The 17,461-nt window shown below is 39.2% G+C and carries 15 protein-coding genes; 6 read left to right on the top strand and 9 right to left on the bottom strand.

Going from position 1 to position 17,461, the window contains the following annotated elements:
• Positions 1-184: 184 nt before the first annotated feature.
• The 3 genes from fadB (at position 185) to tusA (ending at position 4,076) form a co-directional block, all read left to right on the top strand.
• The gene (gene fadB / locus I6F40_RS17140) at positions 185-2,344 is read left to right on the top strand and encodes a fatty acid oxidation complex subunit alpha FadB (RefSeq protein ID WP_197193245.1); all 2,160 of its coding nucleotides are present in this window, start codon (positions 185-187) and stop codon (positions 2,342-2,344) included.
• A 4-nt stretch (positions 2,345-2,348) separates the two neighbouring features.
• Positions 2,349-3,518 (top strand): acetyl-CoA C-acyltransferase FadA, encoded by a 1,170-nt coding sequence (fadA, locus tag I6F40_RS17135; protein ID WP_007584192.1) that lies wholly within the window; start codon positions 2,349-2,351, stop codon positions 3,516-3,518.
• A gap of 318 nt (positions 3,519-3,836) precedes the next feature.
• Positions 3,837-4,076 (top strand): sulfurtransferase TusA, encoded by a 240-nt coding sequence (gene tusA / locus I6F40_RS17130; RefSeq protein WP_197193244.1) that lies wholly within the window; start codon positions 3,837-3,839, stop codon positions 4,074-4,076.
• Between the two features lies 1 nt (position 4,077).
• Here tusA and I6F40_RS17125 read toward each other — a convergent pair whose 3' ends face one another.
• The 9 genes from I6F40_RS17125 to dnaA all read right to left on the bottom strand — a co-directional run bounded on the left by I6F40_RS17125 (position 4,078) and on the right by dnaA (position 15,968).
• Positions 4,078-5,073: a DUF4435 domain-containing protein gene (locus tag I6F40_RS17125; protein WP_197193243.1), complete on the bottom strand. Its 996-nt coding sequence runs from the start codon at positions 5,071-5,073 to the stop codon at positions 4,078-4,080.
• A gap of 9 nt (positions 5,074-5,082) precedes the next feature.
• Positions 5,083-6,150, bottom strand: a complete 1,068-nt coding sequence (locus tag I6F40_RS17120; RefSeq protein ID WP_197193242.1) for an ATP-binding protein — start codon at positions 6,148-6,150, stop codon at positions 5,083-5,085.
• Between the two features lie 129 nt (positions 6,151-6,279).
• Positions 6,280-6,729 carry a hypothetical protein gene (locus tag I6F40_RS17115; protein WP_197193241.1) on the bottom strand — a complete coding sequence of 150 codons (450 nt, stop codon included), beginning with the start codon at positions 6,727-6,729 and terminating at the stop codon, positions 6,280-6,282.
• A gap of 74 nt (positions 6,730-6,803) precedes the next feature.
• Positions 6,804-8,873: a glycine--tRNA ligase subunit beta gene (gene glyS, locus I6F40_RS17110; protein WP_197193240.1), complete on the bottom strand. Its 2,070-nt coding sequence runs from the start codon at positions 8,871-8,873 to the stop codon at positions 6,804-6,806.
• 2 nt (positions 8,874-8,875) lie between these two features.
• On the bottom strand, positions 8,876-9,778 hold the full coding sequence (glyQ, locus tag I6F40_RS17105) for a glycine--tRNA ligase subunit alpha (RefSeq protein ID WP_007584197.1): 903 nt from the start codon (positions 9,776-9,778) through the stop codon (positions 8,876-8,878).
• 135 nt (positions 9,779-9,913) lie between these two features.
• On the bottom strand, positions 9,914-12,340 hold the full coding sequence (gene gyrB / locus I6F40_RS17100) for a DNA topoisomerase (ATP-hydrolyzing) subunit B (RefSeq protein WP_197193239.1): 2,427 nt from the start codon (positions 12,338-12,340) through the stop codon (positions 9,914-9,916).
• A gap of 12 nt (positions 12,341-12,352) precedes the next feature.
• Positions 12,353-13,447: a DNA replication/repair protein RecF gene (gene recF, locus I6F40_RS17095; RefSeq protein WP_008138030.1), complete on the bottom strand. Its 1,095-nt coding sequence runs from the start codon at positions 13,445-13,447 to the stop codon at positions 12,353-12,355.
• 15 nt (positions 13,448-13,462) lie between these two features.
• A complete protein-coding gene (dnaN, locus tag I6F40_RS17090; RefSeq protein ID WP_024599960.1) occupies positions 13,463-14,566 on the bottom strand; it encodes a DNA polymerase III subunit beta in 1,104 nt (367 codons plus the stop codon).
• 13 nt (positions 14,567-14,579) lie between these two features.
• Positions 14,580-15,968 carry a chromosomal replication initiator protein DnaA gene (gene dnaA, locus I6F40_RS17085; RefSeq protein ID WP_010555148.1) on the bottom strand — a complete coding sequence of 463 codons (1,389 nt, stop codon included), beginning with the start codon at positions 15,966-15,968 and terminating at the stop codon, positions 14,580-14,582.
• A 518-nt stretch (positions 15,969-16,486) separates the two neighbouring features.
• On the opposite strand from dnaA, the gene rpmH reads away from it, so the two are divergent.
• The 3 genes from rpmH to yidD all read left to right on the top strand — a co-directional run bounded on the left by rpmH (position 16,487) and on the right by yidD (position 17,456).
• The gene (rpmH, locus tag I6F40_RS17080; protein WP_004335215.1) at positions 16,487-16,621 is read left to right on the top strand and encodes a 50S ribosomal protein L34; all 135 of its coding nucleotides are present in this window, start codon (positions 16,487-16,489) and stop codon (positions 16,619-16,621) included.
• 7 nt (positions 16,622-16,628) lie between these two features.
• Positions 16,629-17,051, top strand: coding sequence for a ribonuclease P protein component (rnpA, locus tag I6F40_RS17075; protein ID WP_007584204.1), 423 nt, complete (start codon positions 16,629-16,631; stop codon positions 17,049-17,051).
• Between the two features lie 129 nt (positions 17,052-17,180).
• Positions 17,181-17,456, top strand: coding sequence for a membrane protein insertion efficiency factor YidD (yidD, locus tag I6F40_RS17070; protein ID WP_008138026.1), 276 nt, complete (start codon positions 17,181-17,183; stop codon positions 17,454-17,456).
• Positions 17,457-17,461 lie beyond the last annotated feature (5 nt).

Below are 17,461 nucleotides of genomic sequence, written 5' to 3'. Positions count from 1 at the left end.
TTAATAAAAATTAAAGTAGTGAATAAAAACTTTTCAACCACCTTAGCACCAAACCAGCTATATTTTAACCAGTCGATTGTAACCGAGTTAAATTTTTCGTTGCATTTTTAATTTAAAGCAAGCACACTGATTGAAATGCAAACTCATCGTACCAGTCTTAGTTCGTCAACTAGGGAGAATAATAATGTTATATAAAAGCGATTCCTTTGAAGTTAGCTTCCTAAAGGAAAACATCGCCGAGTTTAAGTTTTGTGTTGCAGGTTCTGTAAACACATTATCTCAAAAAACTCTTTCAGATTGCGCAGCAGCATTAAAAGAATTAGCTGCCAATACTGATATCAAAGGCATGATTTTTACCAGTGATAAAGACCACTTTATTATTGGTGCCGATATCTTCGAATTTTTACCTACATTTACTAAACCTGAAGAAGAATTAGTAGTGTGGATCAAAAACGCAACCGACGTTTTTGATGCAATCGAAGATTTACCATTCCCAACTCTAAGCGCTATAAACGGTATGGCACTTGGCGGTGGTTGTGAGTGGGCACTTGCTACCGATTATCGCGTGGCAAGCGAAACAGCTAAAATGGGCTTACCAGAAGTTAAACTTGGCATAATGCCTGGTTTTGGTGGCACAGTGCGCTTACCACGTATCATTGGCGCCGATAACGCAATGATGTGGATTACCTCTGGCGCAGAAAATCGCGCAGCAGATGCCCTTAAAGTAGGTGCGTTTGACGCGGTAGTTAGTACTGACAAACTTTTAGAGTCAAGTGTATCAACGCTTGAACTTGCGATTGCTGGAAAGCTAGATTGGCAAGCAAAACGTAACGTAAAACTACAGCCACTTAAATTAAACCGTGTTGAGCAAGGCATGAGCTTTGCAATGGCAGAAGGTATGGTAATGGGTAAAACCAAAGGCCACTATCCTGCACCGGTTATGGCTGTACGTACTATTAAAGCAGCGGCAAACTGTACTCGCGATGAAGCAATGGCAATCGAAAATGCCAACTTTGCTAAATTAGCACGTACACCAGAAGCAGCAGCTCAAACAGGTATATTCCTAGCTGACCAATACATTAAAGGTAAAGCACGTAAATTTGCTAAGCACAGCGATGTAGAAATTAAACAAGCAGCTGTACTAGGTGCAGGTATTATGGGCGGCGGTATTGCATACCAGTCTGCTTATAAAGGCACACCTATTATAATGAAAGACATCCAACAAGATGCGCTTGATTTAGGTATGGGTGAAGCGTCTAAGTTATTAGGTGCAAAAGTTAAGCGTGGCCACATGCCAATGGAAAAAATGTTGGCAACTCTTAGCAAAATCAAACCAACACTTAACGATTCAGACCTACAAAGCGCCAACATTATTGTTGAAGCCGTTGTAGAAAACCCTAAAGTTAAGCAAGCAGTACTCGCTGATCTTGAAAAGAACATGCCAGAAGGCACTGTACTTACTTCAAACACATCGACTATTTGTATTGATTTACTAGCCGAAGCGCTAGATAAGCCAGAAAATTTCTGTGGTATGCACTTCTTTAACCCAGTGCCAAAAATGCCATTAGTAGAAATTATCCGTGGTGCAAAGACCTCAGATAAAACAATTAATGCAGTAGTTGATTACGCGCTTAAATTAGGTAAATCGCCAATTGTTGTTAATGATTGCCCAGGCTTTTTTGTAAACCGTGTTTTATTCCCTTACTTTGCAGGTTTTAGCAAATTAGTGGTTGAAGGCGCTAACTTTGCAAAAGTAGATAAAGTAATGGAAAACGTATTTGGCTGGCCTATGGGTCCGGCTTACTTACTTGATGTTGTAGGTATTGATACAGCGTTCCATTGTACTGGCGTAATGGCAGACGGTTTCCCTGAGCGCATGGCGCGTGCAGACAAAGACCCTGTAACTATTTTTGCCAACGAAAAACGTTTTGGTCAAAAGAACAAAGCCGGTTTTTACAAATACGAAACAGATCGTCGCGGTCGTCTTAAAAAGTCTCATGACGAGACAGCAGTTGAGCTACTAAGTCCAATTACAGACGCACCGAAAGAATTTGATAAACAAGAAATCATCGACCGTTGTATGATTCCAATGATTAACGAAGTGCTACTTTGTTTGCAAGAAGGCATTGTTGCCTCTCCGCAAGAAGCAGATATGGCATTAGTTTATGGTGTTGGTTTCCCTCCATTTAGAGGCGGCGCGTTCCGTTACTTAGATCAAACTGGTTTAGCTAACTTTGTTGCAGCAGCAGACAAATACGCTCACCTAGGTGCGATTTACCAAGTATCTGAGCAAACTCGCAAGTGGGCCGAAGAAGGTCGTGTTTTCTATAAGGTGGAAGGTTAATATCATGAATAATCCAGTAATTGTAGATTGTATCCGCACACCAATGGGTCGCTCTAAAAGTGGTGTATTCAAACATAAACGTGCTGAAGACTTAAGCGCACATTTAATGAAAGGCTTACTTGATCGCAACCCAGCAGTTGATCCAGCATCAATTGACGATATTTATTGGGGTTGTGTACAACAAACATTAGAGCAAGGCTTTAACGTAGCACGTAACGCAGCATTACTTGCCGGTATTCCGCACAGCGTACCTGCTGTAACGGTTAACCGTTTATGTGGCTCGTCAATGCAAGCATTGCATGACGCTGCACGCGCAATAATGACTGGCGCTGGTGACACTTACCTAATTGGTGGTGTTGAGCACATGGGCCACGTGCCTATGACTCACGGCAACGACTTTCACCCAGGCTTAGCAACAACGATTGCACAAGCATCAGGCTCAATGGGTTTAACAGCAGAGTACCTTGCAACGCTTCATGGCATTAGCCGTGAACAACAAGATGAATTCGCTTATCGCTCACATCAACGTGCACAAGCTGCAACTGTTGAAGGCCGTTTCCGCCGTGAAATATTAGCAATGGAAGGTCACGCAGCAGATGGTTCTCTTATCTTAGTTGAAGACGACGAAGTAATTCGCCCAGAAACAACAGTAGAAGGCCTATCAAAGCTTCGTCCTGTATTTAATCCTGCATCGGGTACGGTAACAGCCGGTACTTCTTCTGCACTTTCTGACGGCGCATCTGCAATGTTAGTAATGAGCGAAGAAAAAGCAAAAGAACTTGGCTTACCAATTCGTGCGCGCATTAAAGCAATGGCAGTCGCGGGTTGCGATCCATCAATTATGGGTTACGGCCCAGTACCAGCAAGTAAAAAAGCACTTGCACAAGCCGGTATTACAATTGATGACTTAGGCGTAGTAGAGCTTAACGAAGCCTTTGCAGCACAATCATTACCTGTAATGAAAGATTTAGGGCTAATGGATGTTGTTGACGAAAAAGTGAATTTAAATGGCGGCGCAATCGCACTTGGTCACCCACTGGGTTGTTCGGGTTCGCGTATTAGCACATCGCTTATTCACTTGATGGAAGACAAAAATGTACGATACGGTTTAGCAACTATGTGTATTGGTTTAGGCCAAGGAATTGCCACTGTATTTGAACGTGTTCAAGACTAATTAGTTTGAACATGTAAAACCATCTTGGTGATTAAAAAGGCGGACTGATTTTATTCAGTTCGCCTTTTTTATTGGCTTCAATTAAGTGAAAACGACCTTCTATGAAGCAAGTATATAACGGCGTAATTATGTGATCGGACGTATTATTAAATAAAGCATTTTGAATGCTGCTAAAAGCATTAAATAAAATGCTGATATTGAGGTAAGTAAAATAGTTAAATTACGCTTAAAATTGCGTTAAACTTCCAAACTTATTAATTGCTATACCTAAGCACTCGCATACACAGCAACTACTTTAATTAAACAGGCCAATTTAATATGAGCTTTGATAACCCCGATCACCAATTAGATGCCATAGGCCTTCGCTGCCCAGAACCTGTAATGATGGTACGTGCTGCTATTCGTAAAATGAATGATGGTGAAACGTTATTAATAACTGCTGATGACCCGTCAACCACTCGCGACATTCCGAGCTTTTGTACGTTCATGGATCACACGCTGGTGGCTACAGATGCAGAAGAAGCACCGTATAGATATGTGGTGAAGAAAGGACTTTGATTCACATAATAATTTGAAACTGCTTTTCTATAACTCTATATAGTTCAAACCTGCTTGGGTCAAATAAATGCTCTCTTAAAGTACTTAAATTTGCGCTATTTTTAAGGTAGTTCCTAACCTCACTTCTTTTATCACTAATAAGTTTTCTTTTAACATCATCCTCTTTCCTTATGCGCTCAGAAAAATCTTCAATATACGCCGTGATAATTCGATTCTTTATCTTTTCACTTATCTTATCTATTAATCTCTCTAAATTTTTTCCGCATAAGAATAGGTAAGTCAGTTCTTTGTTAAGGCCTTTATCTTTTGTATCGTTTATAAACTCTTGGAAATTTTCATGCTCACAATCACCAGCATTACCCTTTAAAAAATTTTCGCATAAATCAATAAATTCAGATTTTTTATCTTCATCAAATATACACTCTGCATAGTTTTCATATAGCTTGTTAAACTGTTGCATAATTTCAGTATTTTTAAGGGTGCTTTTTATATAAAGAGAGTAGAGGAATGGTAAATACAGCGTGATACTGAGCTCATTTATTACTTCTTTTATATTAATTTGGTGTACGGTTTCGCCATACTTAAACTTAGTTAAATAAGCTTCTAAGTTCCCACATGAATTTAATAAATTTTCTCTAGAGTAAGCTACAGTATGAAAAATATAATCATTTTCAACAATTATTTGTTGGAATTCTTCGGTTGGAGCTAAAACGTCAAAATCAGCATCCACTGCAAAAATTGAATTTTTATTTGCCAGTTTAAAGGCTTGGCGAAATCTGCATTTGCCACGAGTACCTATATCTTGTGATATAGGAGAGTTAGCGAGAGAGAAGTCATACTTTTTACAGATAGCGGCCCCTAACAGCTTTTCCCATAGGAATACGTCTGGTTCATTTTCAACATAAATATTTCCAACCTTTTCTGTTGATATACCATGTTCAAACTTTTTACTAACCTGAGTTACTGCACTATCAAAAAAGTCGTCCTTTGATGACATCATATTCCCTTATTTAACTATTATTTCTTCCATTTCTACTAATTTAGTTACCCAACCATCTGTAACCACTGCAGGCGAGTGAGAAACCAAAATTATTTGCAAATTAGAGTTTATTCTAAACATGCTTTTCAATAAATTACGCTGCCAATTCAAGCTTAAAGACACTTCGGGTTCATCCATTAATAAGATAGTATCTTTACCTCTGGAATTTACTACGACGCACATAATATAAATTAGTTGTTTTTCACCAGAGGAGAGCTCTGTTAACTTCAAATGCTTACCATTTTGTATTATTGAAAAATCACCATTTTTCTCTATTTTGAAAGATTTATTTGTCACAGCTAAGAGCTCATTGAGTACTTTTTCAAAAACACTTATATCATTGATATTTTTCTTGAAGTACTTCTTAGCTTTTATTCTCTGCTGTTCTTGAGAGTCCATAGAAATAAGTAAAAGGTGTTTAGTTAACTTAGCTATTTCTTCATTAAGAATCACATCCAGCTGCGATAAGCGAGCCTGAGGATATTTTTCTAATTTTTTGCTATCTAACATAATCATATCAAAGGTAGAAACTCGTTGGATGTTTACTAACTTATTATCTTCATTATCTTTATGAAAATCACGGTTGAAACGTAAAGAGCCTACATATCCGTCCGATATTTTTTTAATTAAAGCGACCACCTTTTGAAAATCATCTTCATTTTCGAAACTAAGATCTAAGTCCTTTGATTTTTTTTTAACCTTTGAAACTAACTTCTCTTGCATGAATGATTTGAATGAGTCTTTTAAGTCCTCAGGAATAGTAGGGCCATTTATGCACTTTAATATTTCACCATTATTAAATTCAATCTCTACTTTATCAAACCGATTAATTAAAGAATTATCAAATCTATCGTCCAATAACATCCCAGCAAGTATATTAAGTACAGTTGTTTTTCCAGAGCCATTGGGCCCTATTACAACACTAACATCGTCAAGTGGTAGTATTATTTTTTTAGAGCCTAAAAAGCCCTCTATTCTAACTTCCTTGATAAAGTGAGGATGTACTTCTTCCCAACTAGGTTCCTTGGAATCCATATTATTTTACTGTCCTATTCTGCTTATTTCTGCTAAACCGTTATATAGAAGGTAAACTATAAATACTGCTCTATAAGATACCATCTTCTATAATATTTTCAGAGTAATAATTTCCAATAGAAATAACAACTATTTCTTCGTTATCGTCACTTGTGGCTTGTCGTAGTCACCGTAATCAATACTTACTATGTATGTGCCTTTTATCGCTGGAGTGTAGCTAAAGTAATTATAAATAGTATTACAGTCTGCGATAGCTGGCTGGCCGAGTGCTAGTTTTTGCCCAGCTGGTTGTGCGTCGCTATAACCGCAGTTGTAGCCTTCGCTAAAATCGGCATCGGCTATTTTAAATTCGTATACTTTACCAGGGCTAGAAAATTTAACTTGTGCTTGATAAAGCGCAGGGCCAACTGGCGCAAACTGATACTGAGGTTCTGCATCCCACAATGTAAAGTCGCCACGTAAGTAAATTGTGCGATCAAGCTCTTGCTGTGGCAATACATCGTTAATCGAAATTTGACTAGTACAAGCAGTAAGTAAACCAGCAATTGCTAAGGTTAAAATTCGTTTCATAGAAATCATCAATAGGTATCCTTTGCGTACAGTGAAAACTAAAAAGCCAGCAAAACGCTGGCTTTTAAAATTGCTAATCGGTGTTATTTTTGTAAAACAGAAATATCTGCAATACCTAGAAACAATCCGCTTAACTGGCTTAATAGCGCAAGACGATTTTGCTTAACTGCTTCATCGTCGGCCATAACCATTACGTTGTCAAAAAAGTTATCAACACTTTCGCGAATACCCGCCAATTGGCTTAATGCTTCTTGGTAGTTACCGTCTGCGTAAAGTGGTGCAAGGTCAGTGGCAAATTTTGCTACTTGTGATGCCAATACTTTTTCGGCGTCGTCGCTTAATAAGCTCTCATCAACGTTACCTTGGCTGGTAATGTCGTTTTTAGCCAGAATGTTACCTACACGCTTATTAGCGGCTGCAAGCGCTTCTGCTGCGTCTAATGTGCGGAAGTGGCTCACGGCTTTAACACGGCGATCAAAATCGACAGGTTTAGTCGGACAACGTGCAAGCACAGCTTGAATTACGTCTACTTCAATACCTTCGTCTTGATACCACGCACGGAAGCGCCCTAGCATAAATTCAAATACATCAGCTGATACATTTAAGTTAGTTAACTTGTCGCCAAACAATGTTTGCGATTTAGCTACTAGGTCTAAAATATCAAGTGGTAGTTCTTTTTCTACCATGATGCGAAGAGCACCAATAGCAGCACGACGAAGCGCAAATGGGTCTTTGTCGCCTTTAGGTGCTTGGCCTATACCAAAAATACCCACCAGCGTGTCAAACTTATCAGCAATCGCTACTGCACAGCTAATTAAATTTGTAGGTAAGTTGTCGCCTGCAAAGCGTGGCATGTACTGCTCGTTTTGCGCTATGGCTACATCTTCGGCTTCACCATCGTGGCGAGCGTAATGCATTCCCATTACACCTTGCACGTCGGTAAATTCCATTACCATTTCAGTCATTAAGTCTGTTTTACTTAATAGACCAGCGCGCTCTGCTAGGTCTTTATCGGCACCTAATTGCTCAGCAATATAACCTGCAAGCTCACTAATGCGCGCAGACTTATCTTTAAGCGTACCAAGTTGCTTTTGGAACAATACGCTATCAAGCGATTCTAGTCGGCTTTCTAGTGTTTTCTTTTTATCGGTTTCAAAGAAAAACTGTGCATCGGCTAAACGTGGGCGCACTACTTTTTCGTTACCAGAAATAACCACACTTGGATCTTTACTTTCGATGTTAGATACAAACAAAAACTTATTTAAAAGCTTGCCGTTTTGATCTAATAACGGGAAGTATTTTTGATCGTCTTTCATGGTGTAAATTAGCGCTTCGGCTGGTACATCTAAAAAGGTTTCTTCAAATGTTGCCGTTAAAGTAACTGGCCACTCTACAAGTGATGTTACTTCTTCTAGTAAATCTTCATCCATTGCAACAACAGCGTTAACTGCTTTTGCAGCCTCTTCTATTTGCGTACGAATTTGCGCTTTACGTTGTTCGTAATCGGCTATAACGTAAGCAGATTTAAGTACATCAAATACGTCATCTGCATGGTTTATGCTAATTTTTTCTGGGTGATGAAAACGATGACCCTGAAGCTGGTTAGTTATTTTCTTACCAAGGATCTCGCCTTCAAGTAACTCATCACCAAACAAAATAGTTACCGTATGCACAGGACGAATAAATTGTGTTTTATTCGCGCCCCAACGCATTGGTTTAGGAATTGGTAATTTAGCCAACGCTTTAGTAATTGCACCCGTCATTAGCGATTTGGTTTCTTGCCCTGCTACTTTAGCAATGTGCAATAACCATGCGCCTTTGTCAGTCTCAAGTGTTTGTGCGTCTTTTACTTCAATACCACAACCACGTGCCCAACCCATTGCTGCTTTTGTTGGGTTACCGTCACCGTCAAATGCGGCTTTAGTTGCTGGACCGCGTTTTTCAACTTCTTTGTCTTGTTGCTTAGCTTCAAGCGCTTTTACTTGTAAACCTAAACGACGAGGCGATGCATACCAGCTTACGCCTTGGTGTGCTAACTCTAATGTTTCAAGCTCTGCAGTTAAGTTTGCAGCAAAGGCTTCTGCTAGCTTACGCAGTGCTTTTGGTGGCAACTCTTCGGTGCCAATTTCTACTAATAAATTTTGTGCTGACATACTTACTTATCCTTACACAGCGGGAAACCAAGCGCTTCGCGTTTGTCATAGTAACTTTGTGCACACGCTTTTGATAACGCACGTACGCGTAAAATGTAGCGTTGACGCTCTGTTACCGAAATAGCGTGGCGTGCGTCTAGCAAGTTAAATGCGTGCGATGCTTTCATTACTTGCTCGTAAGCTGGTAGTGGTAAGTTAGCTTCAATTAACTTTTGGCTTTCTGCTTCGCATTTATCAAACTGAGCAAATAAGTCTTCTACGTTTGCGTGTTCAAAATTGTAAGTAGACTGCTCTACTTCATTTTGATGGAACACGTCGCCGTAGGTTACGCGCCCTAGTGGACCGTCTGCCCATACTAGGTCGTAAATACTGTCTACGCCTTGAATGTACATTGCTAAACGCTCTAGGCCGTAAGTAATCTCACCTGTTACAGGTGAACACTCAATACCGCCAACTTGTTGAAAGTAGGTAAACTGCGTTACTTCCATGCCGTTTAGCCAAATTTCCCAACCTAGGCCCCACGCACCTAACGTAGGTGATTCCCAGTTGTCTTCTACAAAGCGAACTTCGTGAGTTAGCGTATCGATACCCATAGCCGCTAAAGAACCTAAATACAGCTCTTGGATGTTATCTGGCGATGGCTTTAAAACTACCTGAAATTGGTAGTAGTGTTGTAAGCGATTTGGGTTTTCACCGTAACGACCATCGGTAGGACGACGACACGGTTGCACGTATGCACTCGCCATTGGCTCTGGACCAATAGACTTTAAAAATGTTTGCGGGTGAAATGTCCCTGCGCCCACTTCCATATCAAGTGGTTGAATAATGACACAGCCTTGCTGCGCCCAATAATCCTGTAAAGCCAGGATCAAACCTTGAAAGGTTTTTACGTCATATTTTTGCATATTTGGCTTTTTACTATCTAAGAAGTAGCGTGAAAATTACCCTTAGTATACCGTGTGTACACTCAGGTTTTAAGCAGTTTGTGTAGAAAATAAAAAAGGAGCCATTAGGCTCCTTTTTCAATGTAAGTAATATTTTTACACGTCTAGGTTAACTACACGTAGTGCGTTATTTTCAATAAACTCACGACGAGGTTCAACTTGATCGCCCATTAAGGTTGCAAATAATTGATCCGCGCCAACAGCATCTTCAATAGTTACTTGTAACATGCGACGAGCACTAGGATCCATTGTAGTTTCCCACAGCTGGCTAGGATTCATTTCGCCTAGTCCTTTATAGCGTTGAATATAGATCCCACGCTTAGATTCTGTGATCAACCATTCCAAAGCATCCACAAAGTTATCAACAGGTTTTGTTTTCTCACCACGTTGAATATATGCACCTTCGCTAAGGATGTTTGCGATGTTAGTACCAGTCACAGCAATGCGTTGGTAGTCACGTGACGCAATAAAGTCATAATGAAGTACGTGCGCTTTATCAACACCGTGCTGACGGATATTCACAACCGGGTAATACATATTACGCTCGGTGTCATGCTCTGTAGCAGCATGGAAAATAGTCGCATCTTCATCACGTGCAATCAGGTCATCAACTAACTCTTTTGTCCAAGCAATTACTTTTGCTTCGTCTGAAAGGTCATCAGTTTTTAACTCTGTTTGATAAATTAAGCGTTCCATTACGGTACTAGGATATTTACGTTTTAAACGCTCAATAACCTTAACTGTATTTTGGTAATCGTGAACTATTGATTCTAATGCTTCACCTTCAAGAGCTGGTGCATCTGCACTTACATACAATGCGGCACTGTTAAGCGCAAGCGATGTTAGATACTCTACTAGTGCCGGATCATCTTTAATATAACGCTCTTGCTTACCTTTTTTCACTTTATAAAGTGGTGGTTGAGCAATATAAATATAACCACGTTCTACTATTTCAGGCATTTGACGATAGAAGAATGTTAGTAGTAACGTACGAATGTGAGAACCATCCACGTCCGCATCGGTCATGATGATGATACGATGATAACGTAATTTTTCAGGATTATATTCGTCGCGACCAATACCACAACCTAACGCAGTAATCAGCGTTGCTACTTCTTGCGAAGATAACATTTTATCAAAACGTGCTTTTTCTACGTTTAAGATTTTACCTTTAAGCGGAAGAATAGCTTGGTTTTTACGGTTACGTCCCTGCTTGGCTGATCCGCCAGCAGAGTCTCCTTCCACTATGTACAGTTCAGATTGGGCTGGATCTTTTTCTTGGCAATCAGCTAGCTTACCAGGTAAGCCTGCTAAGTCCATTGCACCTTTACGACGTGTCATTTCACGGGCTTTACGCGCCGCTTCACGAGCACGTGAGGCATCAATAATCTTACCTACAACAATTTTGGCATCAGTTGGGTTTTCTAATAAAAACTCAGTGAATTTTTCAGCCATTGCTTGTTCAACTGCAGACTTAACTTCACTTGAAACGAGCTTGTCTTTAGTTTGTGATGAAAACTTAGGATCAGGAACTTTAACACTTACAACAGCCGTTAAGCCTTCACGGGCATCATCACCGGTAGCATTGCTGGTTGTTTTAGCTTTTTTGTTAAAGCCTTCTTTTTCCATGTAGTTATTAAGTGTACGTGTTAGCGCTGATCTAAAACCGGCTAAATGAGTACCACCATCACGTTGTGGAATATTATTTGTGAAACAGTAAATGTTTTCTTGGTATGCATCATTCCACTGCATTGATACTTCAACGCTAATACCATCTTCTTCACGCTCGTGAGTAAAATGGAATACACCTTTATGAATTGGTGTTTTATTACGGTTTAAGTATTCAACAAACGCTTGAATGCCACCTTCATATTTAAAGTGATCGCTTTTATTTTCTTCGCGCTCATCTTTTAATATGATGCTCACGCCTGAATTTAGGAATGAAAGCTCACGTAGACGTTTCGCTAAAATTTCGTAATGAAACTCTAAATTTGTAAATGTTTCACCACTTGGCCAAAAACGTAGTTCAGTGCCCGTTGTATCTGAATCACCAATAACAGCTAGAGGTGCATCTGGAACACCCATTGTATAAAACTGCTCATGAAGTTTACCTTCACGACGAACTGTAAGTTTTAGCTTTTCTGAAAGTGCATTTACAACAGAAACACCCACACCGTGTAAGCCACCTGACACTTTATAAGAGTTATCATCAAACTTACCACCGGCATGAAGTACCGTCATAATAACTTCGGCTGCTGATACACCTTCTTCTTCATGGATAGAAGTTGGAATACCACGACCGTTATCTCGTACTGAGACAGAACCGTCTAAGTGAATCGTTACATAAATATCATCACAATGACCTGCTAAGGCTTCATCAATCGAGTTATCAACGACCTCAAACACCATGTGGTGTAAGCCTGTGCCATCATCGGTGTCCCCAATATACATTCCAGGACGCTTTCTTACTGCGTCTAATCCTTTAAGTACTTTAATACTCGACGAGTCATAATTCTCAGACATGGTTAATCCCACTTATCTTGTTATTAGGTTGCCATGTTTCACGTGGAACATTTGTAGTTCTCGTTGCATGGGTTCCACCACAGCAGAAATACTTTCAGACAAAATTGAAGAGATAAAAATTTGAGAACTACAGTGAGCAAGTAATTGACCCACTTTCTCTTTTGTATCTTCGCCTAACTCTGAAGGTAGATCATCTATTAGCAATATAGATTGCTTATCTGTCTCTGACTCAATTAAGCTATTTTGCGTAACTTTTAACGCATACAATAGTAACTTTAATTGACCGCGTGAGAACGTATTCTCTACGCTGTTGCCAGCGACACTAAAACTAAAATCAGCCTTATGAGGGCCTTTACTTGTAAACCCTTGGCGAGCATCTCGCTCAAAGTTTTGCTCTAACGCATCTGCAAGAGATTCGGTCTCTTTCCAACCTGCGTTAAAGGTCATTTCTAAATCACGTACAAGCGTTAATTCTGCACACATTTTATCAAAAAATTGCTGCTTAAACCTACTTATATACGCCAATCTTAATTTATTTATTTCTTCAGCCAGTCTAACAAATTCTTTGTCCCAAAACTTAATTTGGTCAAAATAATTCTTGGGCTTAGTTTTTAACAATGCATTACGTTGTTTAAGTACTTTATTAAACGATTGCCATAAAAAAAAGAACTCATGTTCCACGTGGAACAAACCTAAATCTAAAAACTTTCTGCGCTCTTTCGGCCCACCAAAAAATAAGGAGTAACTCTCTGGTGTGATAATTTGTACAGGCATAAGCTGAGCTAGCTCAGATATTTTACGGCTCGCTTTTCCCTGGATTTTTAAATTAGTTTCGCCCGTTTGGGTTTTACTAATACCAATTGGAATAGATAAGTCGTGTATTGTTTTGCGCCCGTGAATTACAAACTGCTCTTGCTGATGCGCAATTATACTTTTGTGTTTTGGAGTACGAAAAGATTTGCCGTGAGAAAGGTAATAAATAGCCTCTAAAAGGCTGGTTTTTCCGCTGCCATTTTCACCATAAATTATATTAACGCCGTTGACTGGTTCTAACGTCAGCGCCTCAATATTACGAAAATATTTGAGGCTCAAATGACTTAAGCTCATTATGTATTTATAATCTTATAAACGCATAGGCATAACAACGTACATTGCTTCTTCATCGCCTGCACCTTCAATTAAGGCACTGCTGTTTGAGTCGGCTAATGTAAATAGTACGTCTTCTGTTTTTAATGTGTTAAGTACGTCTAATACGTAAGACACGTTAAACCCTATTTCTAGGTCGGCACCTTCGTAACTTACTTCAACAACTTCTTCAGCTTGTTCTTGCTCTGGGTTATTGGCCGTAATTTTTAATAAACCATTTGATAAGTTTAAGCGTACGCCACGAAACTTTTCATTAGATAAAATAGACACACGTTGAAACGCATTACGTAACCATTCTCGGTTAGCTGTAATTACTTTGTCGCCACCACGTGGTAATACACGACGGTAATCTGGAAAACGTCCATCAACTAGTTTACTTGTAAATGTAAACTCAAGATCGATAATACGAATATGGTTGGCACCAAACTGAATTGTTACCAATTCGTCATCTGCTACCATAAGGCGCATAATTTCTTGCACACCTTTGCGAGGTATAATTAATTGGCGTTGAGTATTAAGCGATTGCGTTAATTGCTTTTGCGCTATAGCTAAACGGTGACCATCTGTTGCTACTGTTTTTATATCGGTATTATCTACTTCAAACGACATACCATTTAAGTAATAACGTACGTCTTGATTTGCCATAGAAAAATGCGTGCTTTCGAGTAACTTACGAAGCTCTAAACGAGTTAGTTGAAATTCAACCTCTCCGTCCCACTCTTCTAAATTAGGAAAATCATCAGCCGATAAAGTCGTTAATGAAAAACGGCTTTTACCACTGGTTAAAAGTAATTGATGCTCTTGCAAGCTTAAAGTAATGTCTGAACCATCTGGTAGACTTTTACAAATATCGAGTAACTTTTTAGCGGGTAACGTTAGTTTTGTATCGGCAATATCATCACCTACAAATACGCCAGAAACTAATTCAATTTCAAGGTCAGTACCCGTCATTGAAAGTTGTCCGTTTTCTACCACTAACAAAACGTTAGATAAAATTGGCAACGTGTGTTTGCGCTCTATTGCGCCCGACACTTGCACCAATGGCTTTAAAAATTGTTGTCTTGATATTGTTATTTGCATAATAAAGTCAGCCCTAAGATGACAATGTTCTTATTAAGTTTTGGTAATCTTCTTTAATTTCGTGGCTTTCGTCACGTAGTGATTTTATCTTACGACATGCATGTAATACGGTCGTATGATCGCGTCCACCAAATGCGTCACCAATCTCAGGTAAGCTGTGATTAGTTAATTCTTTAGATAATGCCATAGCTACTTGGCGCGGCCTCGCTATAGAGCGGCTGCGGCGCTTAGATAACAGATCTGATATACGAATTCGATAGTACTCAGCAACAGTGCGCTGAATATTGTCTATGGTAACCAGTTTATCTTGCAAGGCAAGTAAATCGCGTAGCGCTTCTTTTACAAAATCAATTGAAATTGGACGACCCGTAAAATTAGCATTAGCGATTACACGGTTAAGTGCCCCCTCTAGCTCACGAACATTTGAACGTAATTTTTTGGCAATAAAAAAAGCAACTTCGTGTGGTAAGTTAATCTTACTTTGCTGGGCTTTTTTCATTAAAATAGCAACGCGTGTTTCAAGCTCTGGTGGCTCAATCGCAATTGTTAATCCCCAACCAAAACGCGATTTTAGCCTGTCTTCGACCCCTTCAATCTCTTTAGGGTAACGGTCAGAGGTTAAAATAATTTGTTGGTTGCCTTCAAGCAATGCATTAAAGGTATGAAAAAATTCTTCTTGTGAACGCTCTTTGTTAGCAAAAAATTGAATATCATCAATCATTAATGCATCAACACTGCGGTAATAACGCTTAAATTCTTCTATCGCATTATTTTGAAGTGCCTTTACCATGTCTTGAACAAAGCGTTCTGAATGCATGTAAACAATTTTAGCATCTGGCTTATTTGCCATAATGCCATTACCTACTGCATGTAATAAGTGAGTTTTACCTAAACCAGTGCCACCGTATATAAATACAGGGTTAAAAGCAGAGCCAGGATTGTCGGCAACCTGTGTGGCCGCAGCTTTTGCTAGTTGGTTTGATTTACCTTCAACAAAGCTATCAAAAGTATAGTTTTCTTTAATGTTAGATTTGTAACCTGACTTAGGTGCAGGTTCAACAACTGGCTTTTGCTCGCGAGGCTGTTGTTTTGCGGAAGCGTGTGCACTTGGTGCCGATTGAGTTTCTATAACCGGTGCAGCTTGTGCATTTAATAAAGGTTTACTACCTACATCAAAACGTAGTTTTGGTGCTTCAACACCACAAATCTCTACTAGTAATTCGTTAATTCTATTTAGGTACTTTTCTCTCACCCAATCAAGCACAAAGCGATTAGGTGCATAAATCGTCAAGGTATCTTCGGTACTTTCTGCTTGTAGCGGTCTTACCCACATACTGAATTGCTGCGAAGGCAGCTCATCTTGCAATACATATAAACAACTTTGCCAAACCGACAGATACACAGTTAAACTCCCAGAGATATAATTTTTATTCCCGCACATCATTAATGATTATAAATCATACATTTATTGCGTTCAAATGGTCCAATAAGCGACCCAAGACCGCGTATTATGAAGACACTTTATCCACAAGTAAAAGATTGATTTTTATAAAATTGTTGATATCGATGTATAAAATCATTAACAAGCTGATTTAAAACAGTTTTTATTTTAGATCCTGAGAGGAGATCATAACAAAATAACACCAAGATCGCGAACCAAATTTACGATCCAATTTACTTTTCCCCCGCTTTTATTCACTTTTTATACAGGGGCTGTGGAAAACTTCTTATTTATGATGATCCTAACAGATCGCCTTATATGATCTCTTATATAGTAGTAGGTGGGTTATATACCCTTAACGTAATTATGATTGACTTTACATTACTTACTCTATAATATCTCGCGCTCGCAATGGCACCTATGCCAGGATCGCGACCTGTATAGGATGTTTTAACTTTAACCGATCGGATGAGATTGTTATGAAAAGAACTTTTCAACCTAGCGTTTTAAAACGCAAACGTGCACACGGCTTCCGTGCTCGCATGGCAACTGTAAATGGCCGTAAAGTATTAGCACGTCGCCGCGCTAAAGGCCGCAAAGTTCTTTCTGCTTAATTTATAAGTGGAAGACTTTAGCTTTGGCAGGGAGTTACGTCTGTTAACTCCCTCGCATTACTCTCGCATATTTAATGAACCCGCTCGGGCTGCAACTCCTTTCTTTACTCTATTAGCTAAACCAAATGACCAAGAAAAACCTCGGTTAGGTCTTACTGTTGCTAAAAAACGTGTAAAAAAGGCATGCCAACGAAACCGTATTAAACGTCTCGCTCGCGAAAGTTTTCGTTTAAATCAACACAGCATCGATAATATTGATATTGTGCTTATGGTTAAAAATGGTATTGATGAGCAGTCTAATGAAGAAATAACCAAACAACTTACTAAATTATGGCGAAAAATTAACGAACGCTGTAAACCAGGTGCACCTAAACCGCCACCTTTTAAGAAACGCCCAAACAAATCAGCTAAATCTAACAAACAAACCTAATTGCAATAGAATTGCAGGGTTAATTAATGTATCTTTAGCTCACCTTTTAATCATGCATTTAAATTTTCTAATTGAGTCTTTAAATACATGATATCTATCTCACTAAACTTAAGTAGGGGCATAAACATCATGAGGTTACTTAAACCACTTGTTGCTTTACCAACTTTTTGTTTAGTGTTATTTATCCGCGGTTATCAAAAGTGGATTAGCCCGCTGTTAGGTCCGCATTGTCGTTTTAATCCAACCTGTTCTAGTTATGCTATTCAAGCAATTAAATTGCATGGATCGGTAAAAGGTAGTTGGTTAGCTTTAAAACGCATATTAAAATGCCATCCTTTACATTCAGGCGGAGACGACCCCGTTCCTGAAAAATTAACCCATATTAACCACCAACACGAGAAATAAGAGCT

Origin of the sequence: Pseudoalteromonas sp. SWXJ133 (genome assembly GCF_015864365.1) — a bacterium.
In the GTDB taxonomy this organism is placed as follows: Bacteria; Pseudomonadota; Gammaproteobacteria; order Enterobacterales; family Alteromonadaceae; genus Pseudoalteromonas; species Pseudoalteromonas arctica.
This window is presented reverse-complemented; position numbering and strand designations above follow the sequence as displayed.

Excerpts from the sequence above, each read along its gene's own strand:
- yidD (WP_008138026.1), top strand. The coding sequence starts at position 17,181 with ATGAGGTTACTTAAACCACTTGTTGCTTTACCAACTTTTTGTTTAGTG.
- glyQ (WP_007584197.1), bottom strand. The coding sequence starts at position 9,778 with ATGCAAAAATATGACGTAAAAACCTTTCAAGGTTTGATCCTGGCTTTA.
- gyrB (WP_197193239.1), bottom strand. The coding sequence starts at position 12,340 with ATGTCTGAGAATTATGACTCGTCGAGTATTAAAGTACTTAAAGGATTA.
- rpmH (WP_004335215.1), top strand. The coding sequence starts at position 16,487 with ATGAAAAGAACTTTTCAACCTAGCGTTTTAAAACGCAAACGTGCACAC.
- fadA (WP_007584192.1), top strand. The coding sequence starts at position 2,349 with ATGAATAATCCAGTAATTGTAGATTGTATCCGCACACCAATGGGTCGC.
- recF (WP_008138030.1), bottom strand. The coding sequence starts at position 13,447 with ATGAGCTTAAGTCATTTGAGCCTCAAATATTTTCGTAATATTGAGGCG.
- dnaN (WP_024599960.1), bottom strand. The coding sequence starts at position 14,566 with ATGCAAATAACAATATCAAGACAACAATTTTTAAAGCCATTGGTGCAA.
- glyS (WP_197193240.1), bottom strand. The coding sequence starts at position 8,873 with ATGTCAGCACAAAATTTATTAGTAGAAATTGGCACCGAAGAGTTGCCA.
- tusA (WP_197193244.1), top strand. The coding sequence starts at position 3,837 with ATGAGCTTTGATAACCCCGATCACCAATTAGATGCCATAGGCCTTCGC.
- I6F40_RS17125 (WP_197193243.1), bottom strand. The coding sequence starts at position 5,073 with ATGTCATCAAAGGACGACTTTTTTGATAGTGCAGTAACTCAGGTTAGT.
- I6F40_RS17115 (WP_197193241.1), bottom strand. The coding sequence starts at position 6,729 with ATGATTTCTATGAAACGAATTTTAACCTTAGCAATTGCTGGTTTACTT.
- I6F40_RS17120 (WP_197193242.1), bottom strand. The coding sequence starts at position 6,150 with ATGGATTCCAAGGAACCTAGTTGGGAAGAAGTACATCCTCACTTTATC.
- fadB (WP_197193245.1), top strand. The coding sequence starts at position 185 with ATGTTATATAAAAGCGATTCCTTTGAAGTTAGCTTCCTAAAGGAAAAC.